A 17,982-nucleotide genomic window follows, 5' to 3' on the forward strand; every position below is an offset into this window, starting at 1 on the left:
GACATGGGCCTCATCGCCGCACTGATCGCCATCGCCGGCCTGCTCGCCGCCTTGGCGCACGACGCTTACCTGGGCTTGCTCGGCTCGGCCGCGAACAAGAAGGGCCTCGCCGGAGCACCCGTCTCGCAGTTCGTCCGCAGCCGCTGGAAGACCGCGATCCTGACGACCGCGGGCGCCGTGATCGGTCTGCTGATCACCAACGGCGAGAGCGTGAGCGCCGACGTGATCGGCGCGCTGATCGCGGGCGGCAGCGGGCTGGCCGCCCTCAACGGTGTGCAGAACACGCGCAAGCAGCTGAACAGCGGTCAAGCACAACTTCCACCCCGGTAGAAATTTCACACAAACGAGTGTCACTCGTCCTGAAACCCCCCTTTTGGTTGGTTCGGTCCCTCCGAACGGCCCTACCCTGACTGCGTCGCAGAGGGGTGTCGGGATGGACGAACTGCCGGGCAAACATCGCCTCGACGACGGAGTCGCGCCGGAGGAGTCGCGCCCCGTCGTCGGTGGCGACCGCATCCCGCTGCCCCGCCGCCGCCAGATCGACCCGCTGCAGGACACCGACGGGCTGCGGAAGTTCAACATCGGCCTGGTGCCGGCCTCGGTCACGCCGCCGCGCACCTGGAAGCGCGCGGCCTGGTTCGCCGTCATCTCGTCGGTGCTCGTGCTGGTCGGGCTGAGCGTCGCCGCGGCCAAACTGGTCGGCGGAGGCGGCGGGGTCGAGAAGATCGGGCTGCCCGGTTACCCGTCGGACGTGCCGATCATCTCCGCGCTGCCCACCGGCACGAGCCCCTCGGCCACCGGCACCAGGCCGTCGGCCGCGAACACCGGCAGAGGCGCCCAGGTGCCCGGCACCGGCCCCAGCGCCGCCCCCGGCCAGAGCCAGGGTTCCGCCACGAACGCCAAGCCGTCCGGGACCGCGCCGCCCGTGATCACGACGGTGCCGGTCACGCAGGCACCCATCGTCGACGGCACCAAGATCGCCCAGCGCACCGAGAGCTTCTACCGCGAGATGACGAAGAACGCGGACACCGCGCTCGCCATGACCACGGACACCGTGCGCTCGAACGCCGGCGCCCTGCTGGAGGGCCGGGTCGCCGACATCTCGCTGATCGAGGTGAAGGAGATCGTGGTCGACCCGAGCAAGGGCCTCACCGTCAGCCTGCTGCAGGTGACGAAGAAGGACGGCTCGGTCAGCACGGAGAAGCGCGAACTCAGCTTCACGGTCGGCGACCTGCCGTTGATCAACGGTGAACGGTTGAAGCTCGGCGGCTGAAGTGACGGTCACGGCACTAAAGGTCACGGCCCGAGTTACCGACCGTAGTAAGTAGCACCTTCGAGCGAACCCTGAGCACCGCTGACCGCCACGGACGGATGAAGTCCACCAAGAAACTGGCGTCGTCGCGCAATGCCACGGTACGTCTTCTGGTGACCACGGACAGTACGGAGGACGAGACCAGTGCAGCGTCCCGCGACGACCGGCCGGAGACACACCCGCGCCGGATCGATCAGCGTGGCTGAGCTGATCAAGCAGCAGCCGGTCCCGATGCGCATCCTGTCGAACGAGGAAGCCGCCACCGACGCTCTCGTCACATCCCTGCTCGGTCCGACCGAGAACATGACCGCGACGACGGCCGTGATCCCGGTCGTCCCCGGTCGCCGCCGCCGTACCCGGACGAACCGCGCCGCCAGGGCCGCCGGCCTGCTGACCGGCGCGATCGTGCTGGTCGCGTCCGTCGCGGGCGCCGCGACGCTCGCGGGCAAGCGCCCGGCGAACACCGGCATCCCGGTCACCGAACGTCCCGTCGCGCTGTCGGGCGCGAGCGCACTGCGCCCGGACGTCCTGGCCGCCCAGCTGCCGAACGAGCACACCCCGCCGCAGACCACCGCCGACGTCCCGCTGCCGCAGCCGTCCGCGCTACTGCTGGAGACGCCGGAACCGACCACACCGGAGGTCTCGGTCGGCCCTCAGCCGCAGGTGGACGTGGTGAAGCGGTTCTACGAGCTGCTCACGACCAAGCCGAACTCGGCGGCCAAGCTGCTGTCACCGGAGCTCGTCGGCGCGAGCCCCAAGGAGTTCGTCGAGGCCTGGGGAATGATCAAGTCGGTGAACGTCGACCAGACGTCGGTCCGGCCGGACGGATCGGTGCTCGCGGTGGTGTCGATGCAGGAGCGCAACGGCAGCTGGTTGCGCATCGAACAGCTCTTCTGGCTCACCGACACGACCCAGCCGCGCATCGTCGGCACCGAGGTCCTTTCGGCGCAACGGAGTTAGGCCGCGCCCAACCGGGATCGCCGTTCGCAGTCGAACGGTGACCGCTCGTCGCGAAAACCTAGTTCCGATCGTGAAAATTCCCCCGAAGGGGTTACATCTCGGGTCACGATTCGGTATCCATGTTCCCGCCAGTGCGCACAAGCGAACTTGGAAGGGTGAACGAGCGGTGTCGATTGAGGACCATCGTCGGCGGTTGACCGGATCGGCTGAGTCCACCGGACAGCTGTCGGTCGCCGAGCTGATCGCCCGCCGTGAGGCGGAAACCGTGGAGATCCCGGTGATCACCGACGACATCACCCCCGAAGCGTTCGAGCCGACGATCAAGTTCAAGTCGGTCACGGCACCGGGCAGCAAGCCGAAGAAGCAGCCCATGAAGGAGCTGCACATCACCGAGCTGCTGCGCCGTGAGGGCCGCGCCGACGACACGCAGAGCGGCGGGTTCACCGTCGGCAAGCTGGCCGTCGCCGCCAGCGGCGGCGTGATCCTCTGCGGTTCCGTGGCGTTCGCCGCCTCCTCGTGGCTGTCCTCGCCGAACGAGCGCCCCCTCGCCGAGGTGCGGTTCGACGAGCGGGCGCAGGCCCGTGGCGCGAGCGCCGGCACCGAGGGCGTCGTGAAGCTGCCGTCGAACAAGACCCAGCAGGCCGACGCGGCGGACACCAAGCAGGACCCCACCACGGAGCAGGCCGCGCCGCCGCGCGTCGCCCCGTACACCCAGCAGCAACAGCGTCCGGCGACGCAGCAGCCGCAGACCCAGCAGCCGACGCAGCAGCCCACCTCCGAGACGCAGCAGCCGACCACGCCGTCGACGTCCCCGGGGACCACCACGCCGAGCACGCCGCCGTCGAGCGAGACGCCTCCGCCGCCGAGCTCGTCCGCCGCGGTCACCCCGCCGAGCAGCAACACCCCGCCGGCCTCGAACCCCGCCTCGACCCCGCTCCCCACGCCGTCCAACCCGGTCGACGTGAGCGTGGACCTCGGCCTTCTCGACCCCGTGCTGAACACCGTGGGCGACGTCGTCGGCGGCTTCGACTTCTTCGCCCCCGTGAAATGATGCTGTGAACTGACGTACGACAGGTAGCTCAACGGCAGGCCTCGGCAGGTACCCTGTGCGGGCATTCGGGACGGACCGCTGACTACCGCACGAGGAGCACGAGCGTGGGACCTGCTGCCGCAGCCACAGTTCGGCTGTCGCGCGCGGTCGAGGTGGTGTTGTGACGACGTCCGACACCTCGGACGGCCGTCTGATCGCCGACCGCTACCGCTTCCTCGACCGCATCGGCTCCGGCGCGATGGGCATCGTCTGGCGTGCCCACGACGAACGCCTCGGCCGCGAGGTCGCGATCAAGCAGTTGCTGCTGGCACCCGGTCTCGACGAAGCCGAGCAGGACGAGGCCATCCAACGCGCCATGCGCGAGGGCCGCATCGCCGCCAAGCTGCACCACCCGAACGCCATCGCCGTGTACGACGTCGTCGAGGAAGACGGCGTGCCGTGCCTGGTCATGGAGTACCTGCCGTCCTACAGCCTCGCGGACGCGCTGGCCGAGGGCGGGCCGATGGACCCGATCGAGGTCGCCAGCATCGGCACCCAGTGCGCGGCGGCGCTGGCCGCGGCCCACGCGGCGGGGATCGTGCACCGCGATGTGAAGCCCGGCAACGTGCTGATCGCCGAGAACGGCGTCGTCAAGATCACCGACTTCGGCATCTCGCGCGCCTCCGACGACATCACGGTCACCAAGACCGGCCTGATCGCCGGCACGCCCGCGTACCTCGCGCCGGAGATCGCGCGGGGCCAGGACCCGACGCCGGCCTCCGACGTCTACTCGCTCGGTTCGACGCTGTTCGCCGCGATGGAGGGCGAACCGCCCTATGGAGTGAGCGAGAACACTCTCGGTGTTCTGCACGCCGTCGCGGCCGGGCGGATCAATCCGCCGACCGTCGACCACCCGCTCGCCGACACGCTGCTGTACCTGTTGAACTTCGAGGCCGACGACCGGCCTACGATGGCCCAGGCGCGCGACATCCTCAACGCCGTGGCGCACGGCCGTTCGCCGTCGTTCAGCGGCCTGCCGGTACCAGTACCTGCCGGGCCCGACCAGACGACCATCGTGGCGCCCGACCGGACCCGCGTGGTCCGTCCGGTGGCCCGTCCCACCGCACCGCCTCGCACGGCGCCGCCGATGGCGCCCGCGGGCAGGCAGCAGGACAACCGGCCGTTGGTGGTCGCCGCGGTGGTGCTGGCGTTGCTGCTGGTCATCGGTGGCCTGATGGTGGCGCTGGGCGTGTTCAACAAGGAGAAGGAGAACCCGGTGGTGCCACCGGTCAGTTCTTCTTCGGTGGTCACACCGACTTCGTCGACACCAGAGGTGAGGACGACCACGCCCGAGGCAACGACAACACGCCAAACGACGTCTACGACTACGACGACTACAACTACGACCACCACTACGACGACGACTACGACAACGACGACTACAACGAAGCCGCCGACCTCAACGACGACTTCGACCACCACCACGACACCACCGGTGGTTCAACCTCCGGGTGCCTGAGCGCGTTCTGTCGTAGATATCTCGTAAGGTGGGTACCCGCACCGTTGGAGTGATCTGAACCCGATGGTGTGATCAGCCGTTGAACAGAGAGCAAGTGACCGCACAGCGGGGAGCAACTGTGACCGACGATGGCCGATTGGTCGCTGGTCGCTACCGATTGAGCCAGCGGATCGGCAGCGGCGCCATGGGCGTCGTCTGGACGGCACACGACGAACGTCTGCACCGCACAGTCGCGGTCAAGCAACTGCTCTTGCAGCCAGGACTCGCCGAAGCCGACACGGACGAGGCCAAGAGACGTGCCATGCGCGAGGGCCGCATCGCCGCGCGCCTGCAGCACCCGCACGCCGTTGCCGTCTACGACGTTGCCGAGGACGACAGCCAGCCGTGGCTGATCATGGAGTACCTGCCGTCCAAGAGCCTTTCGGCCGTCCTGTCCGAACGCGGCACGCTCCCGCCGCGCGACGTGGCGTCCATCGGCATGCAGGTCGCCTCCGCACTGGCCGCCGCGCACAACGCCGGCATCGTGCACCGCGACATCAAGCCCGGCAACGTGCTGCTCGGCGACGACGGCACCGTCAAGATCACGGACTTCGGCATCTCCCGCGCGACCGGTGACGTCACGGTCACCGCGACGGGCATGCTCGCCGGCACCCCCGCCTACCTCGCGCCCGAGGTCGCCAAGGGCTACGACCCCGGCTCGCCGTCCGACGTGTTCTCCCTGGGCTCCACGCTGTACGCCGCGATCGAGGGCGAGCCCCCGTTCGGTCTGAGCGAGAACACCATCGCGCTGCTGCACAAGGTCGCGTCCGGCAAGGTCAACCCGCCGCGCAACGCCGGCCCGCTGACCGCGCTGCTGATGCGCCTGCTGCGCGCGGAGCCGGAAGACCGCCCGACCATGGCCGAGGCCCGCGACGCGCTCGCCGCCGTCGCGAACGGCCAGGCCGCTCCCGCCTTCACCCCCGCCGTGGTCGCCCCGACGCACCCGCCGTCGTGGCGCGGCGCCCCGGTGCAGCACCAGCCGCAGCAGCAGGCAGCCACGCGCGCCCTGACGCCGACGCCTCCCCCGCCGAACGCCACGCGGGTGGATCTGCACACGCCCCCGCGCGCCGTGCCGACCCAGCAGCACCAGCCGCCGCCGTCGAACCACCGCCCGGCCGCCGCGCCGCAGTACTCGCAGCGCCCGAGGGCGGCGTCGTCGCTGTCCTCGTCGGTGAAGAGCAAGAAGTCGACCATCTACACCGCGCTCGCCATCGTGGCGGCGGCGGTGGTCGGCATCATGTTCGCGAGCATGCTCTCGGAGAAGGACAACGACTCGAACAGCAACGCGGGTCCGAGCACGTCGACCCAGCAGACCCAGGGCGGCAACCAGACGAAGCCGTCGACGCCGTCCAAGTCGTCCGGCAAGGCGGGTCAGTGGACGACCCAGCCCGGACCGGCCGACATGGAAAGCTTCCTGAAGGACTACTTCGCCACGGCTCCCACCGCGCCGAACGAGGCGTGGAAGATGGGCAACGCGAACTTCCAGGGCAGCTATGCCGGCGGCCAGAGCGGATTCGTCTCCTTCTGGTCGGACGTGAAGGAAGCCAAGGTCGTCGAGGCCCACGAAGTCGAAGGCTTCTACTGGGAAGTCACCGTGGAATACACGAAGAAGACCGGCGGCAAGACCACGGAAAAGCGCGGGATCTCATTCGAGTGGGCCAGCCCGAACCTCCTCATCCACAGCGACAAGTCGCTCGGCGGGGCCTAGCGCACACGGGCGGCGCAGGTCAGCTGGCCCGCGCAGCCTTCTCCAGGGCTTCCGCCAACGCCACCACGGCGGGATTCCACGCGGCATCCTCTCGATACACGACGTGAATGTGCCGAACGGGCTCAGGATTGCGCACCTTGCGCAGAACAACGCCCGGATGCGCATATCCAAGGCCGAGCCTGGGCATGATGGTGACGCCCAGTCCGGCGGCCACGAATCCCTGCGCGGTCGCGTAGTCGTCGCTTTCCACGGCGACCTTCGGCGCGAATCCGGCACCGGCGCACGCATTTCGCACGAGGTTCGCGCACGGGCCGCTGGAGCCGCAGTCCGCGTCGATCCACGGCTCGTCGGCCAGTTCGCCGAGGTCGAGCACGCGCTTGCGGGACAACGCGTGGCCGCGCGGCAGGACGGCGAAGAACGGGTCGGCCAGCAGGTGCCGCGCGATCATGCCCTCGGGGGCGGGCTCGTCGGGTTCCAGCACGGTGATGGCGACGTCGGCCCGGCCCGCGGCGAGTTCCTCGAACGGGTCGGTGGGCTCGGTCAGCTTGAGGTCGAGCTCGACGCCGGACCGTTCGGCGCGGAACTGGGCGACGGCCGGCGGTACGAGAGCGGCGCCGGCCGTGGCGAAGTAGCGGACGCGCAGGGTGCCGGCGCAGCCGTTGCGCAACGCGGTGAGGGCGCTTTCGGCTTCGGCCAGTTGCTCGGAGAGGCGGGCGGCGTGTTCAGTGAGAAGGCGGCCGGCCGCGGTGGGACGGATGCCCCTGCCGACGCGCTCCAGCAGCGGCAGGCCCGCCTGTTTCTCCAGGCCGGCGACCTGCTGCGAGATCGCGGACGGGGTGTAGCCGAGGTTCGTCGCGGCCGCGGTGATGGAACCCGTGGTCACGACCGCCCTGAGCACCTGCATGCGCCGCACGTCCAGCATGCCTCGACCTTACAGCGCTGCTTAACGGTTGTGCACAACAATTAAATTGTTTTTACGAGTTCCGCGCCGCATGGTTGACGTGTGAACCAACGCGGAACGTTGATCAGGATGGGCGTGCTCGCCCTGCTGTGGGGATCCAGCTTCCTGTGGATGAAGCTCGCGCTCGGCAGCCTCGCTCCCCTGCAGATCTCGCTCGTGCGGACGTTCTTCGGGGCGGTCGTGCTGTTCGTCGTGCTCGCCACGGCGAAGATGACGCTGCCCCGCGACCGCAAGATCTGGGGCCACATGCTGTTCGTCGCGACGTTCGGCAGCGCCATCCCGTTCACGCTCTTCGCGTTCGGCGGCCAGACCGTCGACTCCGGCGTCTCCGGGGTGCTCAACTCCACGACGCCGCTGTTCGCGCTGACCATCGGCCTGGTGCTGGGCACCGAGAAGTTCAGCAACGTCGTTCGCATGCTCGGCCTCGGGCTCGGGTTCGCGGGCGTGCTGCTGATCTTCGCGCCGTGGCAGCAGGCCAACAGCATCGCCAGCTGGGGCGCGGCGCTGTGCCTCATCGGCGCCGCGAGCTACGCCATCGGCTACACCTACGCCGGCCGCTACCTGGTCAACACCGGCGCGACCTCGACGCAGCTCGCCGCCATGCAGCTGACCACCGCCATGGGCCTGCTGATCCTCGCCGTGCCGTTCGGTGGCCTGCAGCCGGTGCACCTGCACTGGGTCGGCATCGTCGCCGTGATGATCCTGGGCGTCTTCGGCACCGGCGTCGCGTTCATCCTCAACTACCGCGTCATCGCGGACGAGGGCGCCACCACGGCGACTACGGTCGGTTACCTTCTGCCCGTCGTCTCCGTACTCCTTGGAGCGATCTTCCTCGGAGAGCAACTCAACGCAAGGGTCGTCGCGGGCATGCTCGTGGTGCTCCTGGGCGTTGCCCTGACGCGGAGGCAGCCGGTCGCGGCTGGTCAGAACGTCTCACCAAACGAGACACGCGACCTGGTCAAACGCTGAAGGGTGAGACGCTCGTCTCCCCCAGAAGGATGGTTCCGAGACGAATCGCGTCCTTATCGGGCTGCTTGGCCGTCTCCTGTTTGTGAGCGGACATGGAGACCAGCCTGGGAAGGACATCGACATGAACAACGAGAACCTGAAGGTCACCACCCGGACTACTTTTCAACTGCTGGCCCCCGGCGCGGCTCCCGCGCCGGTCGAGGCCGAGCTGGTCTACGACCCGGAAGACCCGTACGCGGTCGCCATCGTGTTCCACACGGGCAGCGGCCGCGTCGAGTGGATGTTCGCCCGCGACCTGCTGGCCGACGGTCTGCTGACCCCGTCCGGTGAGGGCGACATCCTGGTGCGCCCCGCGTCCGACGACCCGGAGCGCGTCCTGGTCGAGCTGAACGCGCCGACCGGGTTCGCCATCCTCAGCGCGGTCGCCGAGGACGTGGCGGCGTTCCTGGACGCCTCCTACGACGTCGTGCAGCCGGGCGAGGAGGACCTGTGGATCGACTTCGACCGGGAGCTGCAGAAGCTGGTCTCGACGATCGACTAGTTCTCGTGTCCCAGGTGGTCTGACGGGCGCGGGACGAGCTGGCCGACACGTGCGGGCAGCTCGTCACCGGAGACCACAGGGAGTGATCACGGCGTTCGGCGTTGTGGGCAGCGGCGACGAACGCGGACCGGCATGAAGTCCGGCTGTTCGGTCGCCTTGGGGTGCGCACCGGCGTAGTCGGCCCACACGACGTGCTTTTTGACGTCGACCAGGTACCAGACGCGGTCCCCACCGGTGAACAGCTGACGCTGCGGTCAGCGAACGCGGACCGTCAGCGATCTGCACCACCTCGTGACCGGGAAGCGCGCAGGCCGATACCGGAGATTGATTACTCTCATGGTGTGACAACCACCATCGGGGGCCGCTACACGCTGCTCGAGCGCATCGGCAGCGGTGCGATGGGGGTGGTCTGGCGGGCGCGGGACGAGGTGCTGGCGCGTGAGGTCGCGGTCAAACAGCTCGTCACCGGGGACCACCAGCGGGCGATGCGCGAGGCGCGCAACGCCGCGAGACTGCACCACCCACACGCGATCGCGGTGTTCGACGTCATCAGCGACGACGAGCTGCCGTGGATCGTCATGGAGTACCTGCCGTCGCTCAGCCTCTCGGCGCTGATCGCCGAGCGCGGGCCGCTCAAGCCGGCCCAGGCCGCGAGCATCGGCGCCAAGGTCGCCTCCGCGCTGGCCGCCGCGCACGCCGCGGGACTGGTCCACCGCGACATCAAGCCCGGCAACGTCCTGATCGGCCACGACGGCACGGTCAAGATCACCGACTTCGGCATCTCCAAGGCCTCCGGCGACGGCACGATGACCGACACCGGCATGATCTCGGGCACTCCCGCCTACCTCGCACCCGAGGTGGCGCGCGGTGAGCAGCCCAACGAGGCGTCCGACGTGTTCTCCCTCGGCGCCACCATCTACACGGCCGTCGAGGGCGATTCGGTCTTCGGGCCGAGCGACAACAGCTTCGGGCTCATCTACCGGGCGGCCAGCGGACAGCTGCGCGACCCGAAGAACGCGGGCGAGCTGACGCCGTTGCTCACGCGCCTGCTCTCGGTCGACCCCGGGGACCGGCCGACCGCGCAGGAGGCCGCCGACGAGCTGGCCGCGGAGCCGCAGCCCTCCCAGCCGTTGCCCATTCCCGCCCCCGCACGGCGCCGGCTCAGGCCGCCGAACCGCCGGATCCTGGTGATCCTGAGCGTCATCGCGCTGCTGGCTGTCGGGGGTGGCGCGGCCGCCGCGTACTGGAGCGGCGCGGGCACCGCGAACTCACCGACCAACCAGGGGGAGTTCCCGGACTCCAGCGGCAAGTACCGCGTCTTCAGCGCGAGCGAGGCGAACGAGTTCGCGCAGGCCCATTACGCCCTGCTTCCCACCCACCCGGAGAAAGCCTGGGAGAACCTGTACGAGCGGGCCACCGAGCCGCTGGGAACGTACGTGAACCGGTGGAAGGGCTACCGCTCCGTCATTTGCACGACGACCCCCAACAACGTGCGCTCGCACGGCCCGAACTGGGTGGTCACCGTCGAACTCGTGATGACCACGGACACCGGCGTGGAGAAGCGCGGAAGGTGGGACGTGGAGATCAAGGCGGTCCAGGACCAGATGAAGATCGTCTCGATCACAGAGATGAGCTGAGCAGCCAGAAGCTGCCGCCGCCCACGACCACACCCATCACGCTGCCGGCCAGCACCTGTGCCGCCGTGTGATCACCCAGCTCGACGCGCGACCACGCCACCAGCGCGGCCGGCAGCGCGAGCAGCAGCCACCACGGCCCGAAGACGATCGTCAGCGTCACCACGGCGGCCCAGGCCACCGCGGCGTGCAGCGAGATCTTCCACTTCAGCCCGAACGTGATCGCCATGCTGACGATCAGCGAGGCGAACATGCTGCCCGCCAGCGCGAGCATGTTCCGCGGCGCGTCGCCCAGGACCATGATCACGGTGCCGGCCGTCAGCGACGCACCCGCCGTGACCAGCGGGACGAGCCTGCCCTCGCGGTTCGTGACGTGGTGGCCGTCCCACTTGCCCTTGCGCGCGCCACGCACGATGACGGCCATCGGGATGACGGACGCCGTCATGGCGACCACGAACCCCCACAGCAGCGTCTTCCAGAAGCCTTCCGTCGCGGCCGCGACCGCGAACGGCAGCAAGATCACCCAGACCCACGGAGCCAGCACCTCGGTGGCACCGCGGGCGACCTTTTTGATCAAATCCCCCAGAAACCCTTCAGACCAGTCTGCGGTCAGTGGCCCAGCGGGAGAGCTCGTACCGGTTGGAGAGCTGGGTCTTCCGCAGGACGCTCGACACGTGCGTCTCCACCGTCTTGACGCTGATGAACAGCTCGGACGCGATCTCCTTGTAAGCGTAGCCGCGGGCCAGCAGCCGCAGGACGTCACGTTCACGAGGGGTCAGCAGGTCGAGCTCGGGGTCGCTGATCGGCGCGGCACCCGGCCGGTCGGCGAACGCGTCCAGCACGAACCCGGCCAGCCGCGGCGAGAACACCGCGTCGCCCTCTGACACCCGCACGACCGCCTTGACCAGCTCCTGGCTGGAGATCGTCTTGGTGACGTAGCCACGGGCACCGGCGCGGATGACGTTGATGACGTCCTCCGCCGCGTCCGACACGGACAGCGCGAGGAACGTGATCTCGGGGATCTTGGTGCGGATCTGCCGCAGCACCTCGGCACCGCCGCCGTCGGGCATGTGCACGTCGAGCAGCACGACGTCCGGCTTGTGGTGCGCGATCCCCGCCACCGCCTCGCCGACGCTGCCCGCCTCGCCGACCACCTCCACCTCGTCGGTGATGGTGTCGAGCTCGGCCCGCACCCCAGCGCGGAACAACGCGTGGTCGTCCACCAGGAACACCCTCACGCTCATGTCCTGGCCTCCGTCTTCCTCGGCATTTCGAGCTGCACCTCGGTCCCCTCTCCCGGAGCCGTGCGCAGTCGCACCTCCCCGCCGTGCCGCGTCATTCTCCCCCGGATGCTGTCCGCGAGGCCATGTCGGTCCTCCGGCACCGCGTCGGGGTCGAAGCCCTTGCCTCGATCGCGCACGAACACGGTGACCTTCTCGGGCTCGACCTCGGCGAAGACGCTGACCTCGGCCACGCCCGCGTGCTTGGCGGCGTTGACCACCGCCTCCTTCGACGCCTGGACGAGTGCGAACATCCCGTCCTCCAGCTCGCAGTCGCCGACCACGACCTGGGAGACGGCGATGGCGAAGTCGTCCTCCACCTCGGCGCACACCTGGGCGATGGCGACGCTGATGGAGTGCGGCTGTTCGCCCACCTCGCGGCCGTAGAGCCAGCTGCGCAGTTCGCGTTCCTGGCTGCGAGCCAGGCGCTTGACCTCGCGCGGCGACTCGGACTGCTTCTGGATCAGGGCAAGCGTTTGCAGCACGGAGTCGTGCAGGTGGGCGGCGATCTCGGCGCGTTCCTCGGTGCGGATGCGCGCGCGGCGTTCCGAGTCCAGGTCGCGCACCAGCCGCATCCACAGCGGCACGGTCAGGACCGCGACACCGATCAACGTGGCCAGCACGGAGAGCACGACGGTCGAGAGGTTCTGCACGGAGTCGTTGACCACGAGGAACGCGGCGACCCCCGCCACGACCAGCGCGCCTCCCGCCACCGTCCGCACGATCCCCGTCTTCCCCTGCGCGAACGCCCCGTCCTTCCAGCGGCGCCGCTGAGCCTCGTCCGCCTCGCGCCACACGACCGCGGCGCCCACGAGTGCGATGGCGATCGGACCGGTGATCCAGCCGCTCCACGCCCCGTTGAGCAGCCCGGTGAACACCGCGACGCCGATGCCGAGGGCGGCCAGGCCGACGGCCTGCTGCCACTCCTTGCGGTCCTTCTCGGTCTCCGGCTCGGCCACGGTCGACTGCGGGACGAACATCCACAGCAACGCGTAGGCGATGATCCCGATCCCGCTCAGGGCGGCGAACACGGCGAAGACCGCGCGCACCCAGAAGACGGGTGCGCCGAGGTGGTCCGCCAGTCCGCTAGCGACGCCCGCGACCACCCGGCCGGTGCGTCGACGGCGCATCGGCTCAATCCGTGCACTCACCATCCGATCGTCACACGTCCTCGGCTGTTGTTCATCAGGGATGACCCCGGTTCCGCGAATCAGGGCTGGTCCCTGATGTGGTTCCAGGCGTGGCAGCGCAACCTTTACATCGTGAGCGGGACTGAGAAGGCAATGCAGGGCGTGGCGGACACGCTCAGAGAGTTCTGGGCCCACCGGCCGGTGCGGCCCCGTGCGGGGCGGAAGCTCGGCGGCGTCGCCACCGGGATCGCCATGCGCTTCCAGATCGATCCGGTGATCGTGCGGATCGCGTTCGTCGCCCTCACGTTGTCGGGCGGCGTCGGCATTGCGCTGTACCTGGCCGGCTGGCTGCTGCTGCCAGAGGAGGGCGACGAGGTCTCACCGCTGGAGTCGCTGATCAACAAGGGCCACAGCTCCATGTCCCAGGGCCAGACGGTGCTGCTGGGGTTCCTGATGTTCCCCGCGCTCGCCTACACGTTCGGGAGCGGCGGGTTCCAGGTCTTCGTGACGCTGGCCGCGGCGGTCGCGTGCATCTACCTGCTGCAGAAGAACCGTGGGCACCTGCAGCCGGCTGCACTCGCCGACCCCGCGCCCATGACGCCGCCGGTGCCGGGGGCACCGGCCTGGGACCCGCTCGGGGCCGCTCCGTTCGCCTGGGACCTGCCGGAACCGGCGCCGCGGCCACAGCCGCCGGCACCTCGTCCGCGCAAGCCACGCGTCGGGCTGGCCACGCTGGGCGTGGCGACGCTGGTGATCGCCGGTTCCTCGATCGCCGGGCTCTGGTCGCCGTGGTTCACGATTCCGCACGTCATCGGCCTGCTGATCGCGGTGCTGGCGGCGGGTCTGCTGATCGGCTCGTTCACCGGCGGCGGGCGCGGCCTCGTCTGGCTGCTGATCCCGCTGTCCGTGGTGGGCTTCGCCATGACGACGGTCAGGTTCGACGGCCCCAACGACTTCGGTGACGTCGACGCGACACCGAAGACCGTGGCCGAGGTCAAGGACAGGTACGAGATCACCGTCGGCAGCGTGATGCTCGACCTGCGGCAGCTGCCGGACTCCGGTTCGGTGAAGACCGCGGTCGAGGCAGACCTCGGCGAACTGGTCGTGCACGTGCCGAAGAACGCCGACGTGACGTTCAACTGCGAGGCGTCGTCCATCGGCGAGCTCAACTGCCTCGGCCGCAAGGCGGACGGCAGCACCGTTCAGGTCAGCGACACCGACCTCGGTGCCGACGGCGAGGGCGGGTTGAAGATCAACCTGGACGTTCTGACGAGCGTCGGAGAGGTGAAGGTGCTCCGTGACTGATCATCAGCCGGTGATGCGCAGGCGGATCGACCCGCTGGCCCTGGTGTTCGGGATCGGCGGCGGGCTGATGGCGGCCTACGTGCTGAGCAACGGGACCTTCTGGTTCGACTTCCGCTGGGCGCTGGGAGGAACGGCCATCGTGGTCGGACTGGTCCTGCTGACCAACTCCCTGCGCCGCAGATGAAAACCATGAACGGCGCTTTTGTGGACCTGAGGTCCACAAAAGCGCCGTTCATGGTTTAGGTCACTCCCACTCGATGGTGCCCGGGGGCTTGGAGGTCACGTCGAGGACTACGCGGTTGACCTCGGCGACCTCGTTGGTGATGCGGGTGGAGATGCGCTCCAGCACCTCGTAGGGCAGGCGGGTCCAGTCGGCGGTCATGGCGTCTTCGGAGGAGACAGGACGCAGCACGATCGGGTGGCCGTAGGTGCGGCCGTCGCCCTGGACGCCGACGCTGCGGACGTCGGCCAGGAGCACGACCGGGCACTGCCAGATCGTGCGGTCGAGACCGGCCAGGGTCAGCTCCTCGCGCGCGATGGCGTCGGCCTGGCGCAGCGTGTCGAGGCGGTCCTGGGTGACCTCGCCGATGATCCGGATGCCGAGGCCGGGGCCGGGGAACGGCTGGCGCTGCACGATCGTCTCCGGCAGGCCGAGTTCGGTGCCGACGCGGCGCACCTCGTCCTTGAACAGCGCGCGCAGCGGCTCGACCAGCTCGAACTGCAGGTCGTCCGGCAGGCCGCCGACGTTGTGGTGCGACTTGATGTTCGCGGTGCCCGCGCCGCCGCCGGACTCGACGACGTCCGGGTAGAGCGTGCCCTGCACCAGGAACCGGTAGTCACCCTCGGCCTTGAGATCGCGCTCGGCCTGCTCGAACACGCGGATGAACTCGCGGCCGATGATCTTGCGCTTCTCCTCCGGGTCCGTGACGCCGGCGAGAGCGTTGAGGAACCGCTCGCGGGCGTCGACGGTCACCAGGTTGATGCCCGTGGCGGCCACGTAGTCGCGCTCGACCTGGGCGCGCTCACCGGAGCGCAGCAGGCCGTGGTCGACGAAGACGCACGTGAGACGGTCGCCGATGGCGCGCTGCACGAGGGCCGCGGCCACGGCGGAGTCGACACCGCCGGACAGGCCGCAGATCGCCTTGCCGTCGCCGATCTGCTCGCGGATCCGGGTGACCTGCTCGTCCACGATGGACGACGTCGTCCACTGCGGACGGATGCCCGCGATGTCGTGCAGGAACCGGCGCAGCACCTCCTGGCCGTGTGGCGAGTGGTGCACCTCCGGGTGGTACTGCACACCGGCGAAGCGGCGTTCGGTGTCCTCGAACGCGGCGACCGGCGCGCCCTCGCTGGTCGCGGTGACGGTGAAGCCCTCTGGCGCCTTGGTGACGGCGTCGCCGTGGCTCATCCACACCGGGTGGCTCGCCGGGAGCTCCTGGTGCAGCGCGCCGCCCTCGGTCGGCACGCTCAGGTCCGTGCGGCCGTACTCGCGGGTGCCGGTCTGTTCGACCGCGCCACCGAGTGCGCGGGCCATCGCCTGGAAGCCGTAGCAGATGCCGAAGACCGGGACGCCGGTCTCGAACAGCTTCGGGTCGACCTGCGGGGCGTTCTCCTCGTACACGCTCGACGGGCCACCGGAGAGAACGATGGCCAGCGGGTTCTTGTCGAGGATCTCGCTGACCGTCGCGGTGTGCGGGACCACCTCGGAGTAGACCTGGGCCTCGCGTACGCGGCGGGCGATCAGCTGCGCGTACTGGGCGCCGAAGTCGACGACGAGAACAGGGCGGTTGCTGGTGTCGGACACGTCGCCAAGGATCTCATGCGTGGACGGTGAACTGCCGACCGGTGGCGGCCTGAACCAGGTGATCAGGGTGGGTGACGCGGTGCGACGACCGGCTGGGCCGTGGGCGCCTCGGGTGCACGATTTGTTGCGGCACTTGGCACCGCTTGGAGATGGTGCTGGATCCGCTCGGGGCGGCCGACGTGCTCGGTGACGTTGGCCACGTGACACGCGTCCGCGCGTTCGTATGGCGTGCGATCGCCACGCGAATTGAGACGCATCCGGCCGAACGGTCCACCGCGAGCGGCAAGCGGGGCCTCATCGAGTACGTGCAGGCCAATAGGGCTTAACGTGACTCTCATGGACGCGTTCACGCCGCAACCCAGGCCGTGCTGGGTCGCCGGCCGCCCCGAGCAGGGCGAGCAGGCGTTAGAGGTCTTCCACCCGTTCGACGGCACCGAGGTCGCCTCGGTGGCCGTGCCGGGCAGAGATCAGGTGGAACGTGCGGTGGCAGCCGCCGCGGCCGTCGCGAAACAGTTCCGGCGAACACCCGCGCACGTGCGGGCCGAGGCGCTGCTGCAGGTGTCGCGGACGCTGGCCGAGCGCGCGGAGGAGATCGCCGAGACGATCACCGCCGAGAACGGCAAACCGCTCAAATGGGCCGAGATCGAGGTTTCCCGGGCGGTCAACACGTTCCGGTTCGCCGCGGAGGAGGCCCGCCGGTTCACCGGTGGCCTGCAGCGGCTCGACACCGAGGCCGGTGGCGTGGGCCGGATGGCGATCGTCCGGCACGTCCCGCGCGGGCCGGTGCTGGCCGTGGCGCCGTTCAACTTCCCGTTGAACCTGGTGGCGCACAAGGTCGCGCCGGCGCTCGCGGTGGGTGCGCCGGTGATCGTGAAGCCCGCTTCGGCGACACCTCTCTCAGCTTTGCTGCTGGGCGAGATCCTGGCCGAGACCGATCTTCCCGAGGGCGCGTTCTCCATCCTTCCCGTGCGCGGCAAGGACATGGACGTGCTGGTGCGCGACGAGCGGCTGCCGGTCATCTCGTTCACCGGCTCCACGAAGGTCGGCTGGGCGCTGATGGAAGCCGCGCCGCGCAAGCACGTCGTGATGGAGCTGGGGTCCAACGCGGCGGCCATCATCTGTCCTGACTGGACGGACCTGGACCACGCGGCGAAGCGGATCGCGACGTTCGGCAACTACCAGGCCGGGCAGTCGTGCATCGCGGTGCAGCGGGTGATCGTGGACCGCTCGAAGGCCGACGAGTTCGTGCCGAAGCTCGTGGACGCGGTGGAGGCGCTGAAGACCGGCGACCCGCACGACCCCGAGGTCGAGGTCGGGCCGTTGATCGACGAGGACAACGCCCGGCGCGTCGAGGAATGGGTGCACATGGCCGCCGACGCGGGCGCTCGCGTGCTGATCGGCGGCAAGCGGACCGGGACGACCGTCGAGCCGACCGTGGTGGCGGACGTGCCGTCCAGCGCCAAGCTGTGGACCGAGGAGATCTTCGGACCGGTGCTCGTGGTGTCCGTCGCGGACGGGGTGGAGGACGCGTTCGCGCAGGCCAACGACACCAAGTACGGGCTGCAGGCCGGGGTGTTCACCCGCGACGTGCAGGTGGCGTTCGAGGCGGCGGCCGAACTCGAGGTCGGCGGCGTGATCATCGGTGACGTGCCGTCCTACCGCGCCGACCAGATGCCTTACGGCGGCGTGAAGGGATCGGGCACCGGACGCGAGGGTGTCCGGTCGGCGATGGAGGACTTCACCGAGGAACGCGTGACGGTGCTGACCGGAATCCAGATCTAGGCACGGGA

The 17,982-nt window shown here is 69.3% G+C and carries 17 protein-coding genes; 12 read left to right on the forward strand and 5 right to left on the reverse strand.

Annotated elements, in window-relative coordinates:
• The first annotated feature begins 3 nt into the window (after nt 1-3).
• The 6 genes from B0F77_RS16945 (at nt 4) to B0F77_RS16970 (ending at nt 6,568) form a co-directional block, all read left to right on the forward strand.
• Nucleotides 4-330: a hypothetical protein gene (locus tag B0F77_RS16945; RefSeq protein ID WP_086663867.1), complete on the forward strand. Its 327-nt coding sequence runs from the start codon at nt 4-6 to the stop codon at nt 328-330.
• Between the two features lie 103 nt (nt 331-433).
• On the forward strand, nt 434-1,273 hold the full coding sequence (locus tag B0F77_RS16950) for a hypothetical protein (protein WP_086663868.1): 840 nt from the start codon (nt 434-436) through the stop codon (nt 1,271-1,273).
• Between the two features lie 237 nt (nt 1,274-1,510).
• Nucleotides 1,511-2,272, forward strand: coding sequence for a hypothetical protein (locus B0F77_RS16955; RefSeq protein ID WP_143466782.1), 762 nt, complete (start codon nt 1,511-1,513; stop codon nt 2,270-2,272).
• A gap of 193 nt (nt 2,273-2,465) precedes the next feature.
• Complete coding sequence (locus tag B0F77_RS16960; RefSeq protein WP_086663870.1) at nt 2,466-3,323, forward strand: hypothetical protein; 858 nt, start codon at nt 2,466-2,468, stop codon at nt 3,321-3,323.
• 160 nt (nt 3,324-3,483) lie between these two features.
• A complete protein-coding gene (locus B0F77_RS16965) occupies nt 3,484-4,821 on the forward strand; it encodes a serine/threonine-protein kinase (protein ID WP_245848304.1) in 1,338 nt (445 codons plus the stop codon).
• Between the two features lie 118 nt (nt 4,822-4,939).
• On the forward strand, nt 4,940-6,568 hold the full coding sequence (locus tag B0F77_RS16970; protein WP_086663871.1) for a serine/threonine-protein kinase: 1,629 nt from the start codon (nt 4,940-4,942) through the stop codon (nt 6,566-6,568).
• A 19-nt stretch (nt 6,569-6,587) separates the two neighbouring features.
• On the opposite strand, the gene B0F77_RS16975 is transcribed toward B0F77_RS16970, so the two are convergent.
• A complete protein-coding gene (locus B0F77_RS16975) occupies nt 6,588-7,490 on the reverse strand; it encodes a LysR family transcriptional regulator (RefSeq protein WP_086663872.1) in 903 nt (300 codons plus the stop codon).
• 81 nt (nt 7,491-7,571) lie between these two features.
• On the opposite strand from B0F77_RS16975, the gene B0F77_RS16980 reads away from it, so the two are divergent.
• The 3 genes from B0F77_RS16980 (at nt 7,572) to B0F77_RS16990 (ending at nt 10,676) form a co-directional block, all read left to right on the forward strand.
• Nucleotides 7,572-8,498: a DMT family transporter gene (locus tag B0F77_RS16980; protein WP_245848305.1), complete on the forward strand. Its 927-nt coding sequence runs from the start codon at nt 7,572-7,574 to the stop codon at nt 8,496-8,498.
• Nucleotides 8,499-8,619: 121 nt separating this feature from the next.
• Nucleotides 8,620-9,039, forward strand: a complete 420-nt coding sequence (locus B0F77_RS16985) for an SsgA family sporulation/cell division regulator (protein WP_086663873.1) — start codon at nt 8,620-8,622, stop codon at nt 9,037-9,039.
• A 341-nt stretch (nt 9,040-9,380) separates the two neighbouring features.
• Nucleotides 9,381-10,676, forward strand: a complete 1,296-nt coding sequence (locus B0F77_RS16990; protein ID WP_245848312.1) for a serine/threonine-protein kinase — start codon at nt 9,381-9,383, stop codon at nt 10,674-10,676.
• On the opposite strand, the gene B0F77_RS16995 is transcribed toward B0F77_RS16990, so the two are convergent.
• Genes B0F77_RS16995 through B0F77_RS17005 form a run of 3 tightly spaced genes read right to left on the reverse strand, consistent with a single transcriptional unit; the run spans nt 10,660 to nt 13,083 of the window.
• The gene (locus B0F77_RS16995) at nt 10,660-11,250 is read right to left on the reverse strand and encodes a hypothetical protein (RefSeq protein ID WP_342746803.1); all 591 of its coding nucleotides are present in this window, start codon (nt 11,248-11,250) and stop codon (nt 10,660-10,662) included. The two genes, B0F77_RS16990 and B0F77_RS16995, sit on opposite strands and share 17 nt — an antisense overlap.
• Before the next feature lie 16 nt (nt 11,251-11,266).
• Nucleotides 11,267-11,917, reverse strand: a complete 651-nt coding sequence (locus B0F77_RS17000) for a response regulator (protein ID WP_086663874.1) — start codon at nt 11,915-11,917, stop codon at nt 11,267-11,269.
• On the reverse strand, nt 11,914-13,083 hold the full coding sequence (locus tag B0F77_RS17005; RefSeq protein WP_425435666.1) for a PspC domain-containing protein: 1,170 nt from the start codon (nt 13,081-13,083) through the stop codon (nt 11,914-11,916). Before B0F77_RS17005 ends, B0F77_RS17000 begins: the two co-directional genes overlap by 4 nt.
• 132 nt (nt 13,084-13,215) lie before the next feature.
• Between B0F77_RS17005 and B0F77_RS17010 the strand changes: the two genes are divergently transcribed.
• The gene (locus tag B0F77_RS17010; protein WP_245848314.1) at nt 13,216-14,388 is read left to right on the forward strand and encodes a PspC domain-containing protein; all 1,173 of its coding nucleotides are present in this window, start codon (nt 13,216-13,218) and stop codon (nt 14,386-14,388) included.
• Nucleotides 14,381-14,572 (forward strand): hypothetical protein, encoded by a 192-nt coding sequence (locus B0F77_RS47180; RefSeq protein ID WP_143466783.1) that lies wholly within the window; start codon nt 14,381-14,383, stop codon nt 14,570-14,572. Before B0F77_RS17010 ends, B0F77_RS47180 begins: the two co-directional genes overlap by 8 nt.
• A 60-nt stretch (nt 14,573-14,632) precedes the next feature.
• Here B0F77_RS47180 and guaA read toward each other — a convergent pair whose 3' ends face one another.
• The gene (gene guaA / locus B0F77_RS17015) at nt 14,633-16,192 is read right to left on the reverse strand and encodes a glutamine-hydrolyzing GMP synthase (RefSeq protein WP_086663877.1); all 1,560 of its coding nucleotides are present in this window, start codon (nt 16,190-16,192) and stop codon (nt 14,633-14,635) included.
• Nucleotides 16,193-16,528: 336 nt separating this feature from the next.
• Here guaA and B0F77_RS17020 point away from each other — a divergent pair, with 336 nt between their 5' ends.
• Complete coding sequence (locus B0F77_RS17020) at nt 16,529-17,974, forward strand: aldehyde dehydrogenase family protein (RefSeq protein WP_086663878.1); 1,446 nt, start codon at nt 16,529-16,531, stop codon at nt 17,972-17,974.
• Nucleotides 17,975-17,982 lie beyond the last annotated feature (8 nt).

This window comes from Lentzea kentuckyensis (assembly GCF_002150765.1).
Lineage (GTDB): Bacteria > Actinomycetota > Actinomycetes > Mycobacteriales > Pseudonocardiaceae > Lentzea > Lentzea kentuckyensis.